The 21,417-nt window shown below is 72.1% G+C and carries 17 protein-coding genes and 1 pseudogene; 9 read left to right on the top strand and 9 right to left on the bottom strand.

Translation table 11 applies throughout. The features are described from left to right. Window positions 1–259 precede the first annotated feature (259 nt). Window positions 260–997: a hypothetical protein gene (locus ABZ822_RS19385; protein WP_360855065.1), complete on the bottom strand. Its 738-nt coding sequence runs from the start codon at window positions 995–997 to the stop codon at window positions 260–262. 339 nt (window positions 998–1,336) lie between these two features. Between ABZ822_RS19385 and ABZ822_RS19380 the strand changes: the two genes are divergently transcribed. Then, a complete protein-coding gene (locus tag ABZ822_RS19380; RefSeq protein WP_360855062.1) occupies window positions 1,337–2,005 on the top strand; it encodes a CHAP domain-containing protein in 669 nt (222 codons plus the stop codon). 182 nt (window positions 2,006–2,187) lie between these two features. On the opposite strand, the gene ABZ822_RS19375 is transcribed toward ABZ822_RS19380, so the two are convergent. From ABZ822_RS19375 to ABZ822_RS19360, 4 genes are all read right to left on the bottom strand, one after another. Then, a complete protein-coding gene (locus ABZ822_RS19375) occupies window positions 2,188–3,249 on the bottom strand; it encodes a hypothetical protein (RefSeq protein WP_360855059.1) in 1,062 nt (353 codons plus the stop codon). 334 nt (window positions 3,250–3,583) lie between these two features. Beyond that, window positions 3,584–3,985, bottom strand: coding sequence for an SgcJ/EcaC family oxidoreductase (locus tag ABZ822_RS19370; protein ID WP_360855056.1), 402 nt, complete (start codon window positions 3,983–3,985; stop codon window positions 3,584–3,586). Window positions 3,986–4,206: 221 nt separating this feature from the next. After that, entirely contained in the window at window positions 4,207–4,728 is a 522-nt protein-coding gene (locus ABZ822_RS19365; protein ID WP_360855053.1) for a GNAT family N-acetyltransferase, read from the bottom strand. 159 nt (window positions 4,729–4,887) lie between these two features. Then, a complete protein-coding gene (locus ABZ822_RS19360) occupies window positions 4,888–5,589 on the bottom strand; it encodes a FadR/GntR family transcriptional regulator (protein WP_360855050.1) in 702 nt (233 codons plus the stop codon). Between the two features lie 658 nt (window positions 5,590–6,247). On the opposite strand from ABZ822_RS19360, the gene ABZ822_RS19355 reads away from it, so the two are divergent. The 3 genes from ABZ822_RS19355 to sph all read left to right on the top strand — a co-directional run bounded on the left by ABZ822_RS19355 (window position 6,248) and on the right by sph (window position 13,107). Then, window positions 6,248–8,872, top strand: a complete 2,625-nt coding sequence (locus ABZ822_RS19355; RefSeq protein ID WP_360855047.1) for a LuxR C-terminal-related transcriptional regulator — start codon at window positions 6,248–6,250, stop codon at window positions 8,870–8,872. A gap of 326 nt (window positions 8,873–9,198) precedes the next feature. Next, window positions 9,199–12,018 carry an AAA family ATPase gene (locus ABZ822_RS19350; protein ID WP_360855044.1) on the top strand — a complete coding sequence of 940 codons (2,820 nt, stop codon included), beginning with the start codon at window positions 9,199–9,201 and terminating at the stop codon, window positions 12,016–12,018. Between the two features lie 99 nt (window positions 12,019–12,117). After that, window positions 12,118–13,107, top strand: coding sequence for a sphingomyelin phosphodiesterase (gene sph / locus ABZ822_RS19345; RefSeq protein ID WP_360855041.1), 990 nt, complete (start codon window positions 12,118–12,120; stop codon window positions 13,105–13,107). 291 nt (window positions 13,108–13,398) lie between these two features. On the opposite strand, the gene ABZ822_RS19340 is transcribed toward sph, so the two are convergent. The 3 genes from ABZ822_RS19340 to ABZ822_RS19330 form a co-directional block, all read right to left on the bottom strand. Next, window positions 13,399–14,241 carry a MerR family transcriptional regulator gene (locus ABZ822_RS19340; protein ID WP_360855038.1) on the bottom strand — a complete coding sequence of 281 codons (843 nt, stop codon included), beginning with the start codon at window positions 14,239–14,241 and terminating at the stop codon, window positions 13,399–13,401. Window positions 14,242–14,415: 174 nt separating this feature from the next. After that, window positions 14,416–15,453 (bottom strand): hypothetical protein, encoded by a 1,038-nt coding sequence (locus ABZ822_RS19335; protein ID WP_360855035.1) that lies wholly within the window; start codon window positions 15,451–15,453, stop codon window positions 14,416–14,418. Between the two features lie 239 nt (window positions 15,454–15,692). Further along, window positions 15,693–16,160 (bottom strand): lamin tail domain-containing protein, encoded by a 468-nt coding sequence (locus tag ABZ822_RS19330; protein ID WP_360855032.1) that lies wholly within the window; start codon window positions 16,158–16,160, stop codon window positions 15,693–15,695. A gap of 580 nt (window positions 16,161–16,740) precedes the next feature. Between ABZ822_RS19330 and ABZ822_RS19325 the strand changes: the two genes are divergently transcribed. The 4 genes and pseudogenes from ABZ822_RS19325 to ABZ822_RS19310 form a co-directional block, all read left to right on the top strand. After that, a complete protein-coding gene (locus ABZ822_RS19325; protein WP_360855029.1) occupies window positions 16,741–17,727 on the top strand; it encodes an aminoglycoside phosphotransferase family protein in 987 nt (328 codons plus the stop codon). 88 nt (window positions 17,728–17,815) lie between these two features. Continuing rightward, complete coding sequence (locus ABZ822_RS19320; protein WP_360855026.1) at window positions 17,816–18,460, top strand: GNAT family N-acetyltransferase; 645 nt, start codon at window positions 17,816–17,818, stop codon at window positions 18,458–18,460. Window positions 18,461–18,625: 165 nt separating this feature from the next. Next, a complete protein-coding gene (locus ABZ822_RS19315) occupies window positions 18,626–19,057 on the top strand; it encodes a protein phosphatase (RefSeq protein ID WP_360855023.1) in 432 nt (143 codons plus the stop codon). 36 nt (window positions 19,058–19,093) lie between these two features. Next, a pseudogene (locus ABZ822_RS19310) lies at window positions 19,094–19,384 on the top strand (MFS transporter); the annotation flags it as partial. An 83-nt stretch (window positions 19,385–19,467) separates the two neighbouring features. Here the strand turns inward: ABZ822_RS19310 and ABZ822_RS19305 are convergent. Next, window positions 19,468–20,088, bottom strand: a complete 621-nt coding sequence (locus ABZ822_RS19305) for a TetR/AcrR family transcriptional regulator (protein ID WP_360855020.1) — start codon at window positions 20,086–20,088, stop codon at window positions 19,468–19,470. A gap of 262 nt (window positions 20,089–20,350) precedes the next feature. Between ABZ822_RS19305 and ABZ822_RS19300 the strand changes: the two genes are divergently transcribed. Then, a complete protein-coding gene (locus ABZ822_RS19300; RefSeq protein ID WP_360855017.1) occupies window positions 20,351–21,340 on the top strand; it encodes an agmatine deiminase family protein in 990 nt (329 codons plus the stop codon). The last annotated feature ends 77 nt before the right edge of the window (window positions 21,341–21,417 follow it).

Raw genomic sequence — 21,417 nt, 5'->3', positions numbered from 1 at the left:
GGGGGGGGGGGGGGCGGCGGGGGGGGGGGGGGGGGGCCCCCGCCCCCCCCCCCCCCCGCGGGGGGGGGGGGGGGCGCGCGGGGCGGGGGCCCCGGGGGGGCCGGCGGGGGGGGGCGGGCCCACCCCTCCGTGGTGGCACGGCCCCCGGGACGCGCACGATGACGCGTGATCCCGGTCCGGCCCGGGGGCAGCCGGGGCCGGACCGGACTCGCCGCCGCTGTCCGGACCGGACATCACGACCAGGTGTCCGGTCCGGGTCCTACAGCGGCGAGGCCAGTGCCACGGCCACGTTGTCGCGGCCGATGGTGAGCTTGCTCTGCGGAAGGTTGCTGGCGTAGCAGCTGTACTGGGCGAAGCACAGGTTCACCGACCGCGCCATGTGCGAGTAGTACGGCGATCCCGCACCCGTGGTGTTGAGGCCGATCGGCCCGCCCGCCGGGGCGAAGACCGCGTCGGTGAGGAGTCCCTGGGGATAGGCGACCGAGGACTTGTCGGTGAAGTAGTCGCTCCGGTTGTACGGGGCGGCGGAGACGACCCGCGTGGCCTCCGCGCCCGGGACCGTGTTCGCGGTGCACCACGAGAACGCGTGGTGCCAGGTGTAGATCGTGGAGCCGAGGTAGCTCGTGAGCGTCAGCGGGTAGTCCACCGACCGGCAGAGCTGGTCCGCCGAGGCGGCCGCGTCGGCTCCCGCCTTCGCCGAGGTCCGCGCCCCCTGCGCGGACTTCCCGGCCGGCGGGGCCGCCTTGCCGTAGACGGGCTTGCCGACCTTCACGCGTACCGGCACAGTACGGGCCAGCACGGGATCGTTCTTGATCACGGCGAGGTCCGCCGTGGTCGCCTTGCCCGCGATCGCGTGCCGGATCGCGGTGTCGACGCGCTGTCGGCCGGGCTGGTCGGTGACGGGCTTCTCCGCCGCCGACGCGACTCCGGGATGACCCAGGATCATCAGGGCGGCGGCCGCACCGGCCGCGCCCAGAGTGATACTGCGTCTGTTCATGGTTCCCCCCTCGGGAAGCCGGGAGCCTGGTCTCGACCCCCGACCAAATGCGGATCTGATGGAAAAGATCATCACTTTTCGCGAGCTCCGGACGAGAGAGCAGCCACTACTCAACTCACCTGCGGGGACGTTCCCTTGAACTGCGGCGGCGGGGACGGGATCGAGGCCGCGTTCGAGGTGAGTAGTCCCGACTCACGCTCCGGCGGGTACCGGATCACTACGTTCCGTGTCGCGGGGGCCACGCGCTCGCTCGGCGGCGGCGGCGCGACGCAGCACGCACCCATCGGCCTGTGCGGGGCTCCCTGCGATGCCTTCTCCCCCCACAACGAAGGGCGACTCGTGTTCTCCACACCCCTGCACAGCCGGCTGACGACCCTCGGATGTGTCGTCGTCCTCTGCGCCACCGCGGCTCCGGTCGCGATGGCGACGCAGCCGCGGACCGAGGTCCATGCGACGGCGCCATCGGTGTCCGCCGACGAGCAGGAGGACGAGCGGGCGGCGATCGCGGATCGGGCCCAGGCCGCCTTGACGACCCCCCAGGACTTCCGTCTCACGGCGGAGGGCCAGACCCTGCAGAGCCGGCCGGGCGATCCGCAGGACACCAACTACCTGGGCCAGGACGGCAGCAACGCCGACCGCAACGAGTACAACGACTTCAACGGCCTGGCCTGGTGCGGCTACTTCGCCGCGGCGATGTGGGACCACCAGGACGTCCCGGACCACTACCCCGGCTCGCAGTCCTGGCGTACGAGTCTGGGCGAGCGCTTCCACGCGTACTCCGCCGATGAGCTGCCGCAGGTCGGGGACGTCCTGGTGTGGACGAACCAGGACAACGCCGCCCACGGCCACGTGGGCGTGGTGACCGAGGTCTCCGGCACGTCGGTCACGACCGTCGAGGGCAACACGGGCCACAACAGCGACAGCGTCGCGGAGCGCACCTACGAGTGGAGCGGCGCGGGCCCGGTCCACGGGGACAAGCTGTTCCGCGGTTTCGCCTCGCGCTTCTGAACCGCTCCGCGTGCGTCCCGGCGCACTCCTCGGCATGACGAAGCCCGCCCGTCCTCCCCTCGCTCCTGGGGCGGACGGGCGGGCCTTCGTGCCCGGTCATCAGGGACGGCTGCGACCGGGCGTCAGCGGCTGCGAGGCATGGTGGCCGGTCCTCACAGCCGCCGAGTCCACGTCGGCGGGCCTCAGCCCACGCGGCCGGAGTCGTCGTCGGTCTTGAGCCCGGAGGCGTCGACCGCCTCGAAGTCCGAACCCTTCAGGTCCTTCAGGGCGTTGAGCTGCTCGTTGTCCCAGCGGTCGTCCTGGTCGCCGGACAGGTACCAGGAGGAGCCGTTGTCGGCGACGATCGCGCCGTACTTCTTCAGTGCCTCCGCGACGACACGGGCCTGCTTGGGCATGCCCGAGGTGTCGACGCCGTCCTTGAGGCGCAGTCGCAGGCCCATGGGCGGCAGGTTCTTGTTGTCCTCGGCGCCGGCCTGGTGGCGGGCGGGCCAGATGTACGAGCGGTCCGACTCCGGCACGGTCATGCGGATCGCGTGGTCGATCCGGCCCGAAGCCACCTCGTCGTACCGGACGAGCCCGGGGAGGATCGCGAGTCCGGCGGCGTCGGCCGAGGTCCAGCCGTCCGGGCGGAGCTTGTGGTCCTTGAGGTCGAAGACGGCGCCCGAGCCGGCGTGCCAGGAGCCGTTGCCGCCCCGCTTGGCGTCGTACAGCTCGTACGCGTTGCAGCGGTGCTTGTCCCAGACGATCACGTGCCGGTCGCCGTCGCCGTTGGCGCCGCCCTCGACCCTGGCGTCGTTCGGGATGCGGTAGCCGGACTTGTCGCTCTCGTCGGCGTAGTCGAAGGACACCTTCGCCGCGGCGACGTCCTCGTCGACGGTCGTGACGGGGATGCCGAACGGCTTGCCGTCGATGAGTCCGGAGCCGAAGTCGGGGTGGACGTTGTCGCCGGGGCCGATCGCCGACACGTACGCGGAGGACTTCGCGTGCACGGGGAGGCCTGCGGCCTGGGCGCGCCAGAAGCTGTCGCCGAGCGAGGTCGCGCACGCGCCGTCGGCCGCGGCGGCCGCCGCGGGCTTCTTCGCGGGCTTGGCCTTGGGCTTGGCCTTGGGCTTCGCGGACGGCTTCGTGCTCTTGGCCGCCTTTGTCTCCTTGGCTTCCCGGGTCGGGGACGGGGAGGCCGCGGGACGCTCCTCCGCCGCGCTCGCGGCGTCTTCGGCGCAGCCGGTCAGAAGCGTCAGCGCCATCGCTCCGACGGCCGTGCTCGCTATCAGAGGCCGACGGTGTGTCGCTGCTCTGCGCATGCTTCTCCTCGGGATCCGGTTGGGGGCCGCGCCGGGCGGTACATCTCCTGGCCCGGGCGCTGGTCGGCCCGGACCGGCCACACCCTCCCGGCGGCCGGCCCGGACGCCACCGAGGTTATTGCCGCCGGTGCGCCCGCACGGTCCGCTATGCGGGTGGGGAGGAGACTTGAGCAGTACTTGCTCAGGCGGCCGTCCCGAAGCGCGCCGCGCACGAGGTCGCCAGCGGGGTCGGACGCGCGCGCCGGGGCGGTTCTCCGTGATCCCGGGGGTCGTTACGTCAGGTCTTGTCCGGGAACGAGTGGTGTTCGTGCGTCACGGTCCAGCGCCCGTTGTCCTTGCGCAGTCCGACGGTCAGGCGCAGCCGGTTCGCCGGGTCCTCCTCCAGTTCCTTCGGCGTACCGCAGCGCAGCAGCGCATGGGCGAAGGCGACGTCGCCCCCGGCGGTCACGTCGAGCGAGAGGATCTCGAAGGCGGCGCCCTGGCGCTGCCATTCGAAGAACGGCGGCCAGCTCTTGCGGTAGGCGTCGATGCCCCGCACGCCGTCCTCGGGCGGCGGGACGTCGAACATCACGATGTCGTCGGCGTGATCGGCGAGCACGGTGTCGAGGTCGCCCTCGTGCACGGCCACCGCCCAGCGCTCGATCAGGGTCCGGATCTGTGTCGCGTCGTCGTCGGCCACGATGGCGTCCCTTCCACGATGCCGCCCACCGGCGGGGGCCGCCGGTGGCCGTAGGTGTCCTGTCGGTCCTGTCGTCACACCAGTGAGGACCGTGGGCGCACCCGTAATTCATCGGTACCGCGCGGACGCCCCGATGGCGCGGCGAGGCCCGCAGGGCGAGACCGAAACGTCCGCTCTACGGGACGGGCGCCGGGACGAGGCGCCGTCGTGGGCATCCGGCGTCAGCGGAGTTCGCCTTCCAGCAGGCCCATCGTGAACATGTCGTACCACTGTCCGTCGCGCCGAAAGGACTCGCGCAGCCTGCCCTCCTCCACGAAGCCGACCTTCCGGTAGACGTGGTGGGCGGCGTGGTTCTCGGTCACGACGGTGAGCTTGATCTTGTGGAGCCGCATCTTCTCGAAGCCGTAGCGGCAAGCGGTGCGCATCGCGTCTGTGGCGTATCCGCGCCCCCAGTACTCCTTCTCACCGAGGTAGATGTCCAGCTCGGCGCAGCCGGTCTCCGGCTCGGCGCCGTGCATGCGGACCAGGCCGATCAGGGTGCCGCCGCTGCGCACCTCGATCGCGAAGAGGACGTCGTCGTACGCGTTGCGTGGACGGTCCTGCAGCCACTTGGCGACCTGGTCGCGGGTGTCCGGGTACCCGTCGCTCAGCCAGCGCATGACCTCGGGGTCGCTGTTCCAGCGCCACAGCGCCTCGGCGTCCCCCGCGTCCATGGCCCGCAGTTTCACCAGATCTCCGAACACCGTGCCTCCCCAGCCCCTCGTCCGTCGTCACGATCGGCGATCGCGAACGGGGACATGGGTAACACGGTGCGCGCCCTGTTCACCACGTGATATTTCCGGTCTCAGCCGATGAACGGCCTCAGGAGTTGCGCGGCGACCGGGCCGCGCACCGGAACGGCGTCAGTCGCGCGACGGGATGGCCGCCATCATGATGCGCTCGGTTTCGGCCATATAGGTCTCCGACGCCTTGCGTGCCGCGTCCGCGTCACCCGTACACACCGCCTCCGCGATCGGGCGCAGACGCCCCGCCGCAACCTCCGGGTCGCGGAACGGATCGGCGAGCAACTGCCGTACGGGCATATAGGAGTTGAGGAAGGTATTGGTGAGCAGGGTGTAGACGCGGTTGTGGGACGCCACCGCCAGGATGCGGTGGAAATCCGCGTCCGAGAGCTGGACGTCGTCGACGTCCTTCCCGGCCGCGACGAGCTCCACCTGATCACGCAGCGCCCTGCGGTCCTCGTCGCCGCAGTGGTGTGCGGCACGCACGGCGATCAGGGCGCCGACACTCTGCCTGACCTCGAACACCTCGGCCATCCAGCCCGGGTACTTCACGACGAGCGCGGGCAGCAGATCCACGCTGCCGACCCGCATGAAATCCCGCACCCGCGTGCCGATGCCGTGACGCGTTTCGACCAGTCCGGAATGCACGAGCCGGACGAAGGCGTGCTTGAGTGTGGTCCGGTTGACGCCATAGCGTGCCGCGAGTTCGCGTTCCGGGGGCAGCAGGCTGCCGACGGCGTACCGGCCGTCGAGAATGTCGTCACGCAGGTGCCGTTCCAGCGCGTCCACCGCGGTATCACGCGGTATGGGTTCCACTGCCACCGCTGCCCTCAGCCCCTTCGCTCCGCATGTCGGACACCGATTCTCGCAGTGGCTCAGTCACTGCACAAGCAACGTCCGAGGCGGGAAGGATGTCCCACATCTGATCATGCACGAATCTTGACGCTTAATAGTGAGGTGTGCATGACTTGGGCAGTCACCAAGTGGCTGGACCACTGAGCCACTAGCACGATACGGATTCGCAGCACGGAGGAGTTCAATCATGTCCTTGTGCTCGGGGTTCCTCCCGGCATCGGACACCTGGGGACAATGCGCCGTATCCCGTCCCTGGCGTGCTCCGGTCCTCGAAACGATGGCCTTCCGGTACGCGATCGGCTGGGTCTAGCTGCGCTGCCCCCTCCGACGGGTGCCGCGCCCCCACGAGCCTGAACCAGGCCACCGACGGCCCTCCGGACCACCGGACGACCACGGCCGCACCGCACGCACCCGCCGCCGGCCCGCGTACGACGGGACCCGCACGCCGGGTCCGCCGCGGACCGCACCTCCGACCCCACCCGCCGGGCGCCGCCCGGCAGGCCTCATTGCCCCCACTCGCTGCGCCGCTCCCCACAGCCCTCGCACACACCCCCCACCGATGTGATCGGGCGTCAGGAACGTGCACCACCCGTCGTCCGTCCACCGCAGAGGGAGAACTGCCCCCATGACCACCCGCTCCTGCCCCCCGGAGTGGCCGCTCGTCGGACGGGCGGACGAACTCGCCACGGCCACCCGGCTCCTGACCGCTCCCGATGCCCGCGGCATCGTCGTCACCGGACCCCCCGGCGCCGGCAAGACCCGGCTCGCGCACGAATGCTGGAAACGCGCCGTGCAGCGGGGCCACCCCGGCGTCCGCACCGCGGCCACCCGCGCCTCCCGGTCCGTCCCGCTCGGCGCTCTGGCGCCCCTGCTGACCCCGCGCGCACACGGCCGCGGCACCTCGCTGCACTTCCGGCAGCCGCGGGTACGCGGCGCGCGCCGGCTGCCCACGGTGCTGCTCATCGACGACGTCGACCTGCTGGACGACGCGTCCGTCGACCTGCTCCGGCCCCTGCTGGCCTCCCGGGAGCTGCTGCTCATCGGGACGGCGAGCGACGAGGGAACGGCTGCCGGACCCGGTTCCGCCGTCGTGGAGGACCTCCTCCCCGTACCCGTACGGCCACTCTCCGTGGCCGCCGTCGGGCGACTGCTGGAGCAGGTGCTGCGCGGTCCCGTCGAACGCCGCACCCTGCGCGGGCTCCACACGGTCGGCGGCGGTCGGCCGCTCTACCTCCGCGAGCTCGTCAGCGGTGCGCTGGCCGGCGGCGAGCTGGTCTGCGAGACCGGTCTGTGGCGGCTCACCGGCGACCCCGCCCCGCCCCAGCGCCTGGTCGAACTCGTCCGGTACCGGCTCTCGGCCGTCCCCGAACAGGACAGCGCCGTCCTGGAGGACCTGGCCCTCTGCGGTCCCGAGGACCCGGAGCTCCTGCCCGCCGAGAGCCTGGCGCGGCTGAGGGCGGAGGGCCTGGTCCGCACCCAGCGCGAGGGCGAGCGGCGCATGGCCGCGGTCGCCGACCCGCTGCACGCCGAGGTCCTGCGCACGACCGTGCCCGTCCAGCGTGCGCGGCGGATCCTGCTGTCCCGCGCCGAGCGCACCGAGGCCCGCAGCGGCATCGGGGACGACGCCCGCCTGCGGTGCACGCTCTGGCGGGTCGAGGCGGCCGACGCCGTACCGGCCGAGCGGCTGGCCGAGGCGGTCGAGCTGGCGCGCGCCGACCACGACTTCCCCGCGGCGCTCGGTCTCGCCGAGGCCCTGGTGCGGGCGCGCGCGGACGCCCACTCGTACCTGCTGCTGGGAGAGTTCCGGCACGCCTGCGGCCGCCCGCAGGAGGCCGAGCAGGCGCTCGCCCGGGCCTTGGAGCTCGCCACGACCGACGACGAGCGGCTGTTCGGCGTCGTCCTGCGGACCCAGAACCTCGCGCAGGGCCTGCTGCGCCTCGGTGAGGCCTTCGACGTCAACGCGGCCGAGGTCCGCGGTTCCACGGACACCGAGATCCAGGCCGTGCTGCGGGCGAACGAGGCGGCGCTGTGGACGCTGGCCGGCGACGTCGACCGCGCGAGCGCCCGTCTGGAGAGCGCCATGGCGCACGAGTCGGACCGCCCGGCGATCGTCGCCGCGGTGCCGTCGGTGTACTGCCTCACCGAGTCGGGGCGGTCGGACGAGGCGCTGGCCGTCATGGCCGAGCACGCGGAGCGGCCCCCCTGCACCCGCGCCAACAGCATCGCCCACCCCTCGCGCCTGCTCACCGCCGGAGCCCGCGCCCTCGCCGAGTCCGGACGGCTCGACGAGGCCGAGCGCATGGCCCACGAGGCGTACGACAGCGCCGTCGACAGCCGGGCCGGCTCCGCGCAGATCCGTGCCGCGACCGACCTGGGCTGGATCTGCTACCTGCGCGGCCACATGGTGCAGGCACGCTGCTGGTTCGCCTCCGTCGTCTCCGTCTCGCGCGAGCACGGCTACCTCTCCGGCCTCTGGGCCGGACTGGCCGGACGCGCCCTGGTGGACGCCGTGACCGGCGACCTCGAGTCCTCCGACGAGTCCTGGGCTGCGGCGCGGGCGCTGCGGCGCGACGCCTGGCTGCGGCCCGAGGCGCAGCTCGTCCAGGCATGGCGGAGCGCCGCCCTGGGGCGGGTCAGCCAGGCCCGCTCGCTGCTGCTGGGCGGGGCCCGGTCGGCGGCCCGTACGGGACTGCTCGTGCTGCGGTCGCACCTGCTGTTCGACGTCGCCCGGCTCGGCGACCCGCACGCCGTGCACGAGCAGCTCGCCCAGCTCGCCCTCCTCTCCACCAACCCCTGCGTGGCGCTGCGGGCCCGGACCGCCGGTGCTCTCGCGGCGGGCAGCGGCGAGGAGTTGGAGCGCCTCTCGGGCGAGTGGGAGGAGATCGGCGCGCTGCTGATCGCGGCGGAGACCCGTACGGCGGCGGCCGGTGCCCAGCGAGGCCCCGGCGCGCACCGCCGGTCCGCCCGGTGCCGGGAGGAGGCCGAGCGGCTCGCCGCGCTGTGCGACGGCGCCAGAACGCCGGGGCTGACGCCGCACACGGTGCGCGACAGCCTCACCGGCCGGGAGATGGAGATCGCCCTGCTCGCCGCCAACGGGCTGGGCAACGCACAGATCGCCGAGCAACTGCTGCTGTCCGTCCGCACGGTCGGGAACCACCTGCAGCGCGTCTATTCCAAGATCGGCATACGGGACCGGCGGCTCCTGCGCGACGCCCTGCGGCGCGAGCCCCTCGTCCCGGGCCGGGCGTGAGCGCCACGGGCGGGGGGTGAGGTCCGGGCAGGGCGCGAGCCACCGGAGGGGCGCGGCCGGACCATGAGCCGCGCCGTGCTCCTCACTGCTCACGGACGCCGGCCGAAGGGGCCGGGCCTCGAGGGATCCGGTCGGCTCCCCGGCACCGTACTGCCTGCTGAGGTCGCGTCCGGCGCGCCTTTTCGGACGAGCAACGCCCCCGCGGGCCTGGATGAGTAAGGACTGCTCATGCGCACAGGCATTCCGGACCATCAAGCTCTGCAAGGGTTGGCAGTAGTCGTACGGTGCGGCGCTCACCCGCGTATCGCGCCGGCCTGGAGCAGCACGTGAAGCCCACCCCACGCACGTACACGAGGCCCGCGAGAATCCCCGCGAGCCGCCCCGTCGGGGCCCAGCCCTCCGGCCGTGAACGCTGGCCGTTCACCGCCCGGGACACGGAGCTCGATGCCGTGTCCGCCTGCCTCGACGAGCCGTCCACCACCGCCGTCCTCATCCACGGGGAAGCGGGAGTGGGCAAGAGCCGTCTCGCCCATGAAGCACTGCGGCTGGCGGCCCGTAAGGGGCACCGTGTCGAGCGGGCGGTCGCGACCTCGTCCGCGGCCGCCCTGCCGCTCGGCGCGCTCGCCCATCTGCTGCCGCCCGACGCCGTCGCCCATGACCCCGTCACCGCTTTCCACGCCGCGGCCAAGGCGTTCGGGATGCGCGCGGAGGGCGGCGCCGACGGAAGGTCACCGGAACGCAGGACGGTGCTCCTGCTGGACGACCTGCATCTGCTGGACAACGCGTCGGCGGTGCTCCTCGGCCATCTCCTGTGGGCACGGGCCGTGTTCCTCATCGCCACCGTGCGCGACGGGGCTCCCCCGTCGGACGCGGTCGCGGCGCTCGACCGCGCGGAGACGACCCGCCGTATCGCGCTGCGCCCCTTCAGCCGGTTCCAGGTGCGCGAAGTGCTGCGCCGCCGCCTGGACCACAGGATCGAACACGCGGCGCTGGACGCCCTGTTCACCTGGTCCCGGGGCAACGCCCTGTTCCTGTACGAGCTGGTCACCGGCGCCGTCGACGACGGAACCCTGCAACTGGGCGACGGGCTGTGGCGGTTGACCGGCAAGCCCACCGGCACTCGCCGGCTCACCGCCATCGTCCGTCAGCGGTTGCAGGGCCTGACGCCCGCCCGGGAGGCCCTGGTCGAACTCGTCGCCCTGTGCGAGCCCCTGCCGATGGGCGCCCTCCGCTCCACCGTCTCCGACACCACGGATCTGGAGTGGCTGGAGAAACGCGGCCTGATCCAGCTCCACACCGCGGGCCGCAGGACGTACTACACGCTCGGACACCCCCTGTACGGCGAGGTGGTCCGTCACCGCATCGCCCCCGAGCGCCGCCGCGAGATCTACACCTCGCAGGTCAGATCCCTGGAGAAGCACGGGGTCCGGCGCCGCGAGGACGCGCTGCGCCTGGCCTCCTGGCAGCTCGCCGCCGAACTGCCCGTGGAGCACGCGCTGCTGGTGTCCGCGGCCGCGATGGCCCGTCACGTACGGGACTTCCCCACGGTGCTGGAGCTGCTGTCCGGTCTGCCGGAGCGCTCGGAGTCCTTCGAGGTGTGGCTGATGCGCGGTGAGGCGTACCACCACACCGCGCAGTGGGAGCGCGCCGAGGAGTGCCTGCTCCACGCCGAGGAAGTCGCGCAGGGCGACCGCGAGATCCTGACGGCCACCATGGAACGCACCCAGAACCTCTTCTGGGGGTACGGGGACATGGCGCGCACCCTGGCGGTCAACAGCGCGGCCAGTGCGCGGCTCGGGGACAGCGGACGCCAGGTCCTGCGCATCAACGAGGCCGGGTACCGCATGTACTGCGACGACATCCGCGCCGTCCTGGAGCTGCTCGACGACGCCGAAGAGGTGCCGGTGCCGCGGCTGCGGATGTGGGGTCAGCTCCAGCGGTCGCTGGCGCTGTCCTACCTCGGACGGACCCGGGACGCGGCCGAGCTGAGCCGTCGCGTCCACGAGGAGATGAAGGAGGCCGACCGGGGAGAAGGCCGGTCGGATCCTTCGTCGCACTGCAGCGGTCCGGCGATCTACCGCGTCGTGGCGCTCTCCGAGGCGGGGCGGACCAACGAGGCGCGGGTGGTGGGTGACGACGCCTTCGCGTGTGCCGTGGCCGCCCAGGCTGTGCATCTGCAGGCGTGGATCGCCACGCACATGGGGCGCTGCGAACTGATGGCGGGGCGCCTGGAACAGGCCCGCGACTGGTTCGCCGAGGCCGTCTCGCTCGCCCGCGCCCACGCCTTCTCCCGCCCGCTGGCGTTCAGTTGCGCGGGGCTCGCCGCCGTGCACGCGCAGCGGGGGTCGCTCGGTGACGCCCGGAAAGCGCTGGAGGCGGCCCGCGAGGCGCCGCCGGACCAGCAACAGGCGGTCGGTCTCATCACGAGTCTGGCGGCGGCCTGGGTCGAGGCCGCGGCCGGCGGCACGGCCAAGGCGCGCTCGATGCTGTCGGAGACGGCGCGCCGGGCGCGGGGCATGAGCATGCACAGCTACGAGGCGTGGCTGCTGAGCGACTTGGCCCGCCTCGGCGGTGCCGCGGAGGCGCACGAGCGCCTGGCGGAGCTCGCGAACGCGAGCGACAGCGAACTCACCCGCGCCAGGGCGGACTCCGCCCGCGCGTACGTCACGGGCTCCGCCGCCGAACTCCGTGTCGCGGCCGACCTGTGCCTGCTCGCCGGGGCGGAACTCCTCGCCGCCGAGACCGCCTGCGAGGCGTCGAGGGCCGCGGAGCGGGAGGGAGACCCGAGGGCGGCCGCGGCGGCGGCCGTCCTCGCGGGCCGGTCACTGGCCCGCTGCGGAGGCGCGAGGACGCCGGGGCTCAGCGACGGCAGGGCCCGCCCGCTGACGCGGCGCGAGTCGGAGATAGCGGTGCTGGCCTCCGGCGGTCTGACCAGCCAGGAGATCGCCGACCGGCTCGTGCTCTCGATCCGTACGGTCGACAACCACCTGCTGCGCGCCTACGCCAAGCTCGGGATCGCCTCGCGCACCCAGCTTCCCGCGGCGCTCGCGGGACAGGCCGAGATCCGGGCCTCGCGCTCCGGGGCCGCCACCGCGAACGGCACGGCGAAACAGATTCGGCCGGAAGAGAGTGGCGACTACTCATGACGGTTCGTACTGGGGAGTAGAGACTCGGAGGACGAGACCGAACGACGACATCAGGGAGGCTCGTCCATGCGGTTGCCAGCCGCCGCCATCCTCACGGCCGTGAGCGTGCTCGCAGGCTCGTCGATGGTCGCCGCGTCCGCGAGCGCGGCCCAGGAGAAGGACCGGTCACCCGCGGCGAGCAAGCCCGCCGCCGCGACCGGCGATTCAGCGGACGCGGCCGGGACATCGGCCGCCGTTCCCCGGCTCGACGTGCTCTCGCTGAACGCGATGCTGCTGCCCTCCTTCATCACCGACGGGTGGGCGCAGGACGAACGCGGCGGTCTCATCGGCTCCGCACCGCATGTGCAGGGCCACGACGTCGTCGTGTTCCAGGAACTGATGGACAACAGCTCCTCCGGCATCCTCATGGACAAGCTGCAGGGCTACCCGTACCGGACGCCGGTCGTGGGCCGCTCGAAGAGCGGCTGGGACGACACCCAGGGCGACTACTCGATGTTCGCTCCGGAGGACGGCGGTGTCGCCATCGTCAGCCGCTGGCCCATCACCAAGCGCATCCAGTACATCTACGACGAGGCGTGCGGTACGGACTCGCTGTCCCAGAAGGGCTTCGCCTACGCACGGCTGAACGTGGGCGGCTCGCCCGTGCACGTCCTCGGCACGCATCTGCAGGCCGACGACTCGATGTGCAGCGACGGGGAGGCGGCCGAGATCCGCACCTCGCAGCTGAAGGAACTGCGCTCGTTCGTGGACGGCCTGAACATTCCGCGACACGAACCGGTGCTGTTCGCGGGCGACATGAACGTCAATCGCTACGGATCCGAGTACGGCGGGATGCTCGGCACCCTCGACGCCGAGGCACCCGCGTACGACGGTCACCCCTACACCATGGACCCGGTCAAGAACGGTGTGGCCCGCGAGCGTTACGCGGGCGAGCCCCAGGCCTGGCTCGACTACATCCTCTACGACCGCCGGCACGCCCGTCCCGACGGCTGGCGCAACACCGGGCTCACCCCGGCGTCCCCGCCGTGGGAGCTGGACGGCGACACCTACCAGGACTACTCCGACCACTACCCCATCCAGGGTTCCTGAGCGACGGACGTCCGGCGGGACCGCCGCACCGGTCCCGCCCCCGCGCACCCGCAACCCTGACGCGGTACGGCTCCGCCCTGCGCCGGAGCCCCCTGCGCAACCTCCTCCGGCCCGCGACCAGACCCCCCACCTCGGGCCGGGGGAGGTTCCTTTTTGCCGGGAGTTCGGAAGACCCCGCGACGTTCTCCCGCCGACGACGCTCCCCGGAGTCCGCGACGTCCACGCCCGCGACAGGCATCCGCGGGCCGCGCCCGCGCCGTGGCGGCGCGGGCGCGTGACACGGGTCTCCTCCTACGCCTCGCCGCGTTCGGCCGGGGACCAGCCGGCCAGCTTGAGGCCGATCAGTTCGGCGCAGCGCCGCTGGGCGGGCGACTCGTCCGTGGGGAGGTTGCCGAACGGTTCCAGGTCGGGGAGGGTCGACCGCCCGGACTCCGGGTCCGTCTCGACCCGCAGCTCCGGCTCCTCGGACTGCGGGAATCCGGCGGACCGTTCGATCTCGGCCATCGCCTGGATGTGCGCGAAGAACTGCGCGGCCAGTTCCTCGACGCGGGGATCGTCCGCGTCGGCGTGCCGGAGTTCGGCCATCTTCCGGTCGATGCGGTCGCGCTCGGCGCGCAACTCCTCGTGCGTGGCGAGGATCCGGTGGCCCTGCGCCTGGAAGGCGGCGGCCTCGGGGCCGAAGAGGTGCTCGGTCACGAGCAGCGTGTCGAGGTCGGCCTGGCTCAGTGCCCCGGCGCCGAGTTCCGTCAGCAGATCCGTGACGTTCGGGGCAAGGAGGCCCAGGTCACTCCCCGTCTCGCGCAGCCGGCGCAGCGCCTGGCGCTGCCGGCGGATCGTCTCCTCCTGCGCCGCGAGGGTCTCGTCGAGTTCGTCCAGCAGCGTCTGCCGGTCTTCGTCGTTCCGGGCGGCGAGCGCGGTGCGTATGTCCTCCAGCCTCATGCCGAGTTCCGTCATGCGGCGTATCCAGAGAATGCGCACGATCGCGTCGTATCCGTAGCGGCGCCGTCCGTCGTGGCCGCGTTCGGGCTCGGGAAGCAGGTCGATCTGGTGGTAGTGCCGGATCGCGCGTGGTGTGGTGCCGGTCAGCTTCGCGGCTTCGCCGATCTTGACGGTCCGGTTGCGGGGGGTGTTCATGGCAGGTACGGCCTTTCGTTTTCACCGCCTCCACCCCATCAGATGACGTTGCGGCATGTGCAAGCCATTCCGCTCCCCATTTCCTCTGTGTCGCTGCTCCATTTCCCGCCGGGTCGCGACGCCGGGCACGACGGCGGAATGCGGAATCGAGCGCCCCGCTCGGGGAGGCACACCTCAGGACGACACGGAGAGTGCGATGACGATGATGTTGGCGATGAGGTAGAGGCCCGTCGTGAGGGCGAGGATGCGGTTGTTGGTGCGCCGCACCCCGGGCCGGGCCATCGATTCCTTCAGCAGCCGCAGGATGTAGGTGGTGGCCGCAACGCCCACCAGGACGTAGAGCAGGCTGATGAAGTGGATCTCCTCGACCAGGGTCACACCCAGGTCCGACCCCAGCTCCTCGTCGGACTGCCGCAAGTTGAGCACGATCGTGAAGAGGGCCGTACCGAGAATCCCGAGCCGGGCGACCATGGTGACGTCGTCGTCCTTCGACCAGATCAGAAACGAGATCACGGAGATCAGGAAGGCCACATAGACGGGCAAGACCTCCCTGCCGAAGCTCGTGATGTCCTGCCGGGTGATCGAGAACTGGATCACCAGCTGGGAGTACTTGCTGCCGACTCCTTGCTCCAGCCGGGGATCGCCGAAGTTCGTCGCGTAAGGCGCGTCCACGATACCGATCCGGAATCCTGAGATCCGGAAGTCGGGAAGGTGGATCCGGCGGTTGTAGCCGGAGTTGGCGGTATCCGCCCGGTAGACGAACCGTGACTCGTCCAGCTCGTCCTCCTCGATCTGGATCCGCACGACCTGCTTGTCGAACGGGAAGTCGGTCCAGTCGAAGTTCTGCCGGAAGGTCCCGGACACCTTGACCTGCGTCCAGTACGCGTTGCCCACCTTCTGGCTGGAGGGATCCGTCAGCGTCGTCCTCGTCGCGTTGATGAACTCGAACCGCTTGACGGCGGCCAGATCCTCCCGCGGGCACAGGCTCCACAGCCACAGATCCGCGTCCACGGTACGCCTGGCGGGATCCACCGCGAACAGGTCGGTGACATACGCCCCGACGCGGCAGCTGGGGACGGCCGCCGCAGCCGGTGTTCCCGTGAAGAGTGCGGTGAGGACGGCGAAGGTGACCGCGAGCAGGGCGACCGCCCTCGCCAGGGGACCGGACCGGAAGCCGCGGCCCGCCGTCGGTCGGCCTGTGAAACAGGGCATACCCGGCGAGCCTCCAAGAGCACCGGTCAGAGCGGGATGAACCGCAGAGAAACGGCGGTTCCAGGCGGGACCCTAACGCGGCCGCCGGTGCGACGCCCCGATCGTGGCGGCCCGTCGGAGATGCATGGCGCAAGGTGCACCCGTTCAGGCTCGCGTGCCGCGGTCCGCTACCGCACGCCGCTGCCCCCGCCCCCCGGGCGAGGGGACGGGGGCAGCGATGTCACCTGCCGGGTACGGGATCAGCAGCCGGTGTGGCCGCGGTCCCTCCAGCTCCAGGAGCAGCGGTCGACGGGCGCGCCGTCGCCGTTGCGGAGGACCACACCCCCGCGGACGTTGCTGTAGATGTGGTGGTCGCGGTCCTGGAAGCGGACCAGCCGCTGGTCGCGGCCGAATCCGGTGTGGACGACGACCTCCTGGCCGGCCCACAGGCGCAGCCGGTCGAAGCGGTAGGTGTGGCGCCCGTCGGAGACGGTGTAGTTCCGGAGCTGGACCGGGCGCCGGGAGTTGTTGACGACGGTGAAGTACTCGCCGTTCACCGACCGGTTGAAGCGCCGGTCCGGCCCGGGTGCGTCGAACTGGACCTGCCCGATCTCCACACCGCGGTGACGGTGGCGGTCCTCGTGGGCGGCGGCCGGCACAACGGCGGCGGAGAGCAGGGCACCGGCGATCAGGGCGGTGGCGGTGACGGTACGAGAAGTGCGGGACATGGAGATCCCCCAGCTTTCTGGAGTGGCCCAGCCGCACCGAAGCGGCTGTGGCCGGTTCAACCCGGACCGGGCGGCCCGAGGCGAGACCTACAGTGCGGCCCGCGGCACGCCATTGAGCGATCAACCACTTGTCGTTACACAACACGGACATTTACGGAACAACCGCCGCTCGCCGCTCCGGGTGTGCCGCACACGCACCACAACTCCCGTGTGCGATACAGCGACCCAAGCGGATACGGGTCCGCCACCGCACCAGCCGCGCAACGCCTCGGGGCCGCGCGTCCGCCAGCACGGAACGACACACCCTCGACCGGTAACAACATCAGGTCACCCCAACGGCTCAACCGCACCCGGATCCGGCCGTGTCGCGCCCCCAGTTCGGGCTCGGGCCAGTCCTCAACTCAACGCCATCCGGCGTTCCATGACGCATCGTCATGTGCGATCCGTCTCGGTGACGAGAACCACAGCCACGCGGCCGGACGAACTCTCCCCAGGTGGCGCGGCGGTTCGCCCGCACACGGCCCGGACGGGCCGGGGAGAACGGGCGGAACGCCCTCCCGCGGGTGGGTATGGTGCCGGGATGGCCGAGAGCGGGACGATGGATTTCCTGGGCGCCGGAGTGGACGAATGGGGTCTGTCCCCGACCCGCGCCTGGGTCGACAAGCAGCTTCCCGACGGGGACCGGATCGCCGGCGTCGAACCGCTGCGCGGCGGCTGGACGTCGGACATGCGCCGCCTGCACGTCACGGGACCCGGTGGAAGCCGGTGGCTCGTCCTGCGCTCCTTCGTCAAGCCCTTCTACGTCCGGCACGCGGAAGGGCTGCTGAGACGCGAGGCGCGGACGCTGGACCTCCTCCGCGACACCGGCCTCCCCGTCGCGACGCTCCAAGCCGTCGACGCGACGGCCGAGTTCTGCGAGCACCCCTCGCTGCTGATGTCCCTGCTCCCCGGCACCGTACGGCTGGACGACGATCAGGCGGAGCTGCGGGCCGCCCTCCTGGCGCAGGAGTTGGTCAGGATCCACCGGGTGCCGGTACCGGAGAGGGCCCGCCCGCGCTCGTACCAGCCGTGGACTGCGCCCGAGCGGGTGCTCCTGCCCGGATCCACCGCGCGCGGCGAGGTGTGGGAGCGGGCGGTGGAGGTCCTGCGCCGCGAGCCCCCGCCGTACCGCGGCTGCCTTCTGCACCGCGACTTCCACCCCGGCAACGTCCTCTTCACCGGCCACGGGATCGGGCTGCGCGTCAGCGGCATCGTCGACTGGGTCGAGACGTCGTGGGGGCCTGCCGACCTGGATGTGGCGCACTGCTCCTCCGCCATGGCGCTGCTGCACGGTGCCCGTGCGGGCATGGAGCTGGCCGAACGGTACGCGGCGGCGGGCGGCCGGCTGGACCCGGACCCGGCGGCGCAGCTGTACTGGCGGGTGCTGGACGCCCTGGCGTTCGGCCCGGACGCCGAGAAGGTCGCCGGGCCCTGGCGCGAACTCGGGCGCACCGACCTCACCCCGGCCCTGCTCACCGCCCGCCTGGAGGACTACCTTCAGGCGCTGTTCGACCGGTACGACGGCTGACGGCGACCGACGGGCCCGCGGGCCGGGCACCGAGGAGCGTTCGGGAACTCGGCTGCGCCGGACGGGCCGCTCTTGAGACGATGCGGACATGCCGTCCCTGACCCCGCCCGTCGTCCCCGCCGGACGGCTCGGGCGGTCGGAACAACCGTCCCTCACCGTGCCCGGCGGGCTGCGCCTGCGCCCGTGGCGTCCCACCGACGCGCCCGCGGTCGTCGCGGCGTTCACGGACCCCGCGATCCAGCAGTGGCATGTGCGCCGCGCCGACTCCGAGGAGGAGGCCGGGGAGTGGATCGCGCGATGGCGGCAGGCGTGGCGGTCGGAGACCGGCGCGCACTGGGCGATCGTCAGGGCCGGGGACGACACCGTGCGCGGCCGGGTCGCCCTGCGCACCATGTCCCTCGTCGACGGCCAGGCCGAGTGCGCGTACTGGACGACGGCCTCGGCCCGCGGTGCGGGCGTCGCGCCCCGGGCCGTGACGGCGCTGGCGGCATGGGCCCTGGAGGAGGTGGGCTTCCATCGCCTGGAACTGGCTCACTCCGTGGCCAACCCGGCCTCGTGCCGGGTCGCGCTCAAGGCCGGTTTCGCGCACGAGAGCACCCGGCGCCATGCGCTCCTCCACCCCGACGGATGGCATGACATGCACGTCCACGTGCTGATCGGGGGCGACGGGCCGGCGCCCGGGACCGCGCCCGCGGACCCGCACCCGCGCCCGCGCCCGCGCCCGGCGGACTGATCACCGCCGCGCACCCGCCACCGCCCCGTTTGCGAGACATGCGCGGGGCCCCAACCATGGTTCGTACGGGCCGGTATGAGACCGGTTTCACCCCGTGAGAGTGGCCACTACTCAACAGTACGTATCGGCACCGCATCCTCACCTCTCACCCCCTACGGTGATCTTGTGACCGTGACATGGAAATCCAATGACGCCGGGGTGCTGCGCCTCCCCTCCGGACGCCTGGTGCGCGGACGCGGTCTGCGTGATCCACTCCCCCAGGGGTCCGAGCCGACCTTCGGCGTCTATCTGCTCGGGAAGGAGCCCCCGGAGGTTCCGTGGGATTCCCGCTGGCTGCGCTGGCCGGACTTCCGGGTGCCCAGCAGCCGCGAGGAAGCGAAGGCCGTCCTCGAGGACGCCTATCAGCGCGCGGAGACCGACCTGGTCGAGTTCGCGTGCGGCGGCGGCCGCGGGCGGACCGGCACCGCGCTCGCCTGTATCGCCGTCATCGACGGAGTGCCGCCGTCCGAGGCGGTCGCGTTCGTCCGCCGCCGCTACGACGCCCACGCCGTGGAGACGCCCTGGCAGCGGCGGTTCGTCAAGCACTTCGCCGACTGACCCCGGACCGACCGCGGACCCCACTGGACGATCACCTTCTACGCGATCGGCACCGCGGCGGGCGGCATCAGCGGCCCGCTGCTGTTCGCGTAGCTCACGGAGTCGTGCGTCGTCGCGGACACGGTCCTGGCGTTCCGGATCGGTGCCACCCTGATGCCCCTCGCCGGACTGGTCGCGGCCTTCCTCGCCGTACGGGCGGAGCGGCGGTCGCCGGCGGACATCGCCCCGCCGCTTCCGCCGGTTCGGCGACGGCGGACGCGCCGGGGCGCACCGCGGGCCCGGCCGCGTTCTGACGCCGCGCCGCGGGCGGTAGCCGGGAGAGGCTGAGCGGCAAGGGCGGAGAGCCGCGTCAGCGCGAACAGCCTCTGATCAGGACCGACTTGACCAGGCTCACGCCGGGTCCGCCCTGATCAGGGAGCGCGGCGGCCCTTGCTCCCCTTCCGCCTTCCAGGACTCGGAGCAGGCCCCAGCTCCACCTCGAGCGCACCGCGCAGCACATCCCGTACGCGGGACAGCGCGGCCGAGCCGCTGAGCCAGCGTTCGCTGAGGCCTTCCACCAGCGCGGTGAGGCGCTCCGCCGCATCCCCGGCGACCACGCTCTCCGCGACCGTGCCCGCTTCCTGCGCCTGCCGGATGAGGCCGGCGGCGTAGTCGATCCACTCGTCGGTGGACTCGCGGAGCGCTTCGCGCAGGGCGGGGTCGAAGACGGACGTGGCCCTCAACTCGCCCCAGGCTGTGCTGTTCTCCACGACGTCCGGCGCGTCCTGGAGTTCGAGCAGCAGCATCTCCTCCAGATGTCCGCGCGGGTCTGACTCCGGACACGCCTCGGGTTCGGTGTAGCGCTCCGCGCGCGTGCTGATGAATTCCAGCGTGTGCCGCATCAGTCCGGCGCGACCGCCGAAGTGGTAATAGATGAGCGCCGTGGAGACTCCCGCCTCCTCGGCGAGTTCCTCCACGCGCAGGCCGCGCACCCCACGACGGGCGATGACGCGGGTGGCGGCCTGCAGGATCAGAATTCGGCGTTCGGACACAGTCACACACCGTACCCGCGGGTTCGGTGCGGTCCGGTGTTAGCCTGAGATCCTGACTGAAATTTCAGTCAGGATATTGATCCCCTCGGCATCAAGGAGAGACGTCATGAGCACACATCCACGGCGAGCGGTCCTGCGTTCCGGTGCCGCGGCGGCACTGGGCGGAGCGGGGCTCTTCGCCTCGGCCTGCCGGTCCACCGCCGCGGCAGACTCGGAGTCGGCAAGGGACTCGCCGCCGCCCCGATCGCGGCCAGGTGTCCGTATGCCGGCGGAATCCCGGCCGCACGAGCGGACGTTGATGGCCTGGCCGCCCCGGGACTCGCTATGGGCCGGCGACGCCCCGGCGGTTCAGCGCGACGTCGCGCGCATAGCCCGGGCCGTCGCCGAGCACGAGCCGGTCGAGCTGTTCGCCGCCCCGGAGGAGGCGGAACGCGCGCGGCGGGCGTGCGGTGCCGGGGTCGAGGTCGTACCGGTCCCCGTCGACGACCTGTGGATGCGCGACAGCGGACCGACGTTCGTCACCGGACCTGACGGGGTGTCGGGCATCGACTTCCACTTCAACGGGTGGGGCGGCAAGCAGGAGCACGAGCGCGATGCCCGGGTCGCGCGCCGGGCCCTGGGGCGCCACCGCGTTCCCCGGACGTCGGCCGGGATCACGGCCGAGGGCGGCGCGCTGGAGGTGGACGGCGCGGGCACGCTCCTGGTGACCGAGAGCTCGCTGGTCAACGACAACCGCAATCCGGGCCTGTCCCGGGCGGAGATCGAGCGCCACCTCAAGGACCTGCTCGGGGTCTCGGAGGTGATCTGGCTCAAGGGCGTACGGGGCCGGGACATCACCGACTACCACGTGGACGCCCTGGCCCGGTTCGCCGAACCGGGGGTCGTCCTGCTGAGCCGTCCGCCCGCCGGCACGGCGCGCGTGTGGGTCCGCGCATACGAACAGGCTCGCGGCGTCCTGGAGTCGGCACGGGACGCACGGGGGAAGACCCTGGAGATCGTTGAGCTCGACGAGCCGGACCCCTCCGAACTGGGGCGGCGCGGCGCGGAGTTCCTGGGCTGCTATGCCAACTACTACGTGGTCAACGGGGCGGTGATCATGCCGCGCTTCGGCGACGCCAAGGCGGACGACCGCGCCGCGTCCATCGTCCGGGAGCTGCACCCGGGGCGTGTCGTCGTGCCGATCGAGATCGACACCCTGGCGGAGGGCGGCGGCGGCATCCACTGCGCGACCCAGCAGCAGCCCACCGCCTGACGCGGAGAGCCGGATCGGTGGTGCGTACGACTGCGGACGTGGTGGCCGTGGCCGTACGCCCCCGGTCCGCCCGGGGG

The sequence above is a fragment of the Streptomyces sp. NPDC047108 genome (assembly GCF_040643575.1).
In the GTDB taxonomy this organism is placed as follows: Bacteria; Actinomycetota; Actinomycetes; order Streptomycetales; family Streptomycetaceae; genus Streptomyces.
This window is presented reverse-complemented; position numbering and strand designations above follow the sequence as displayed.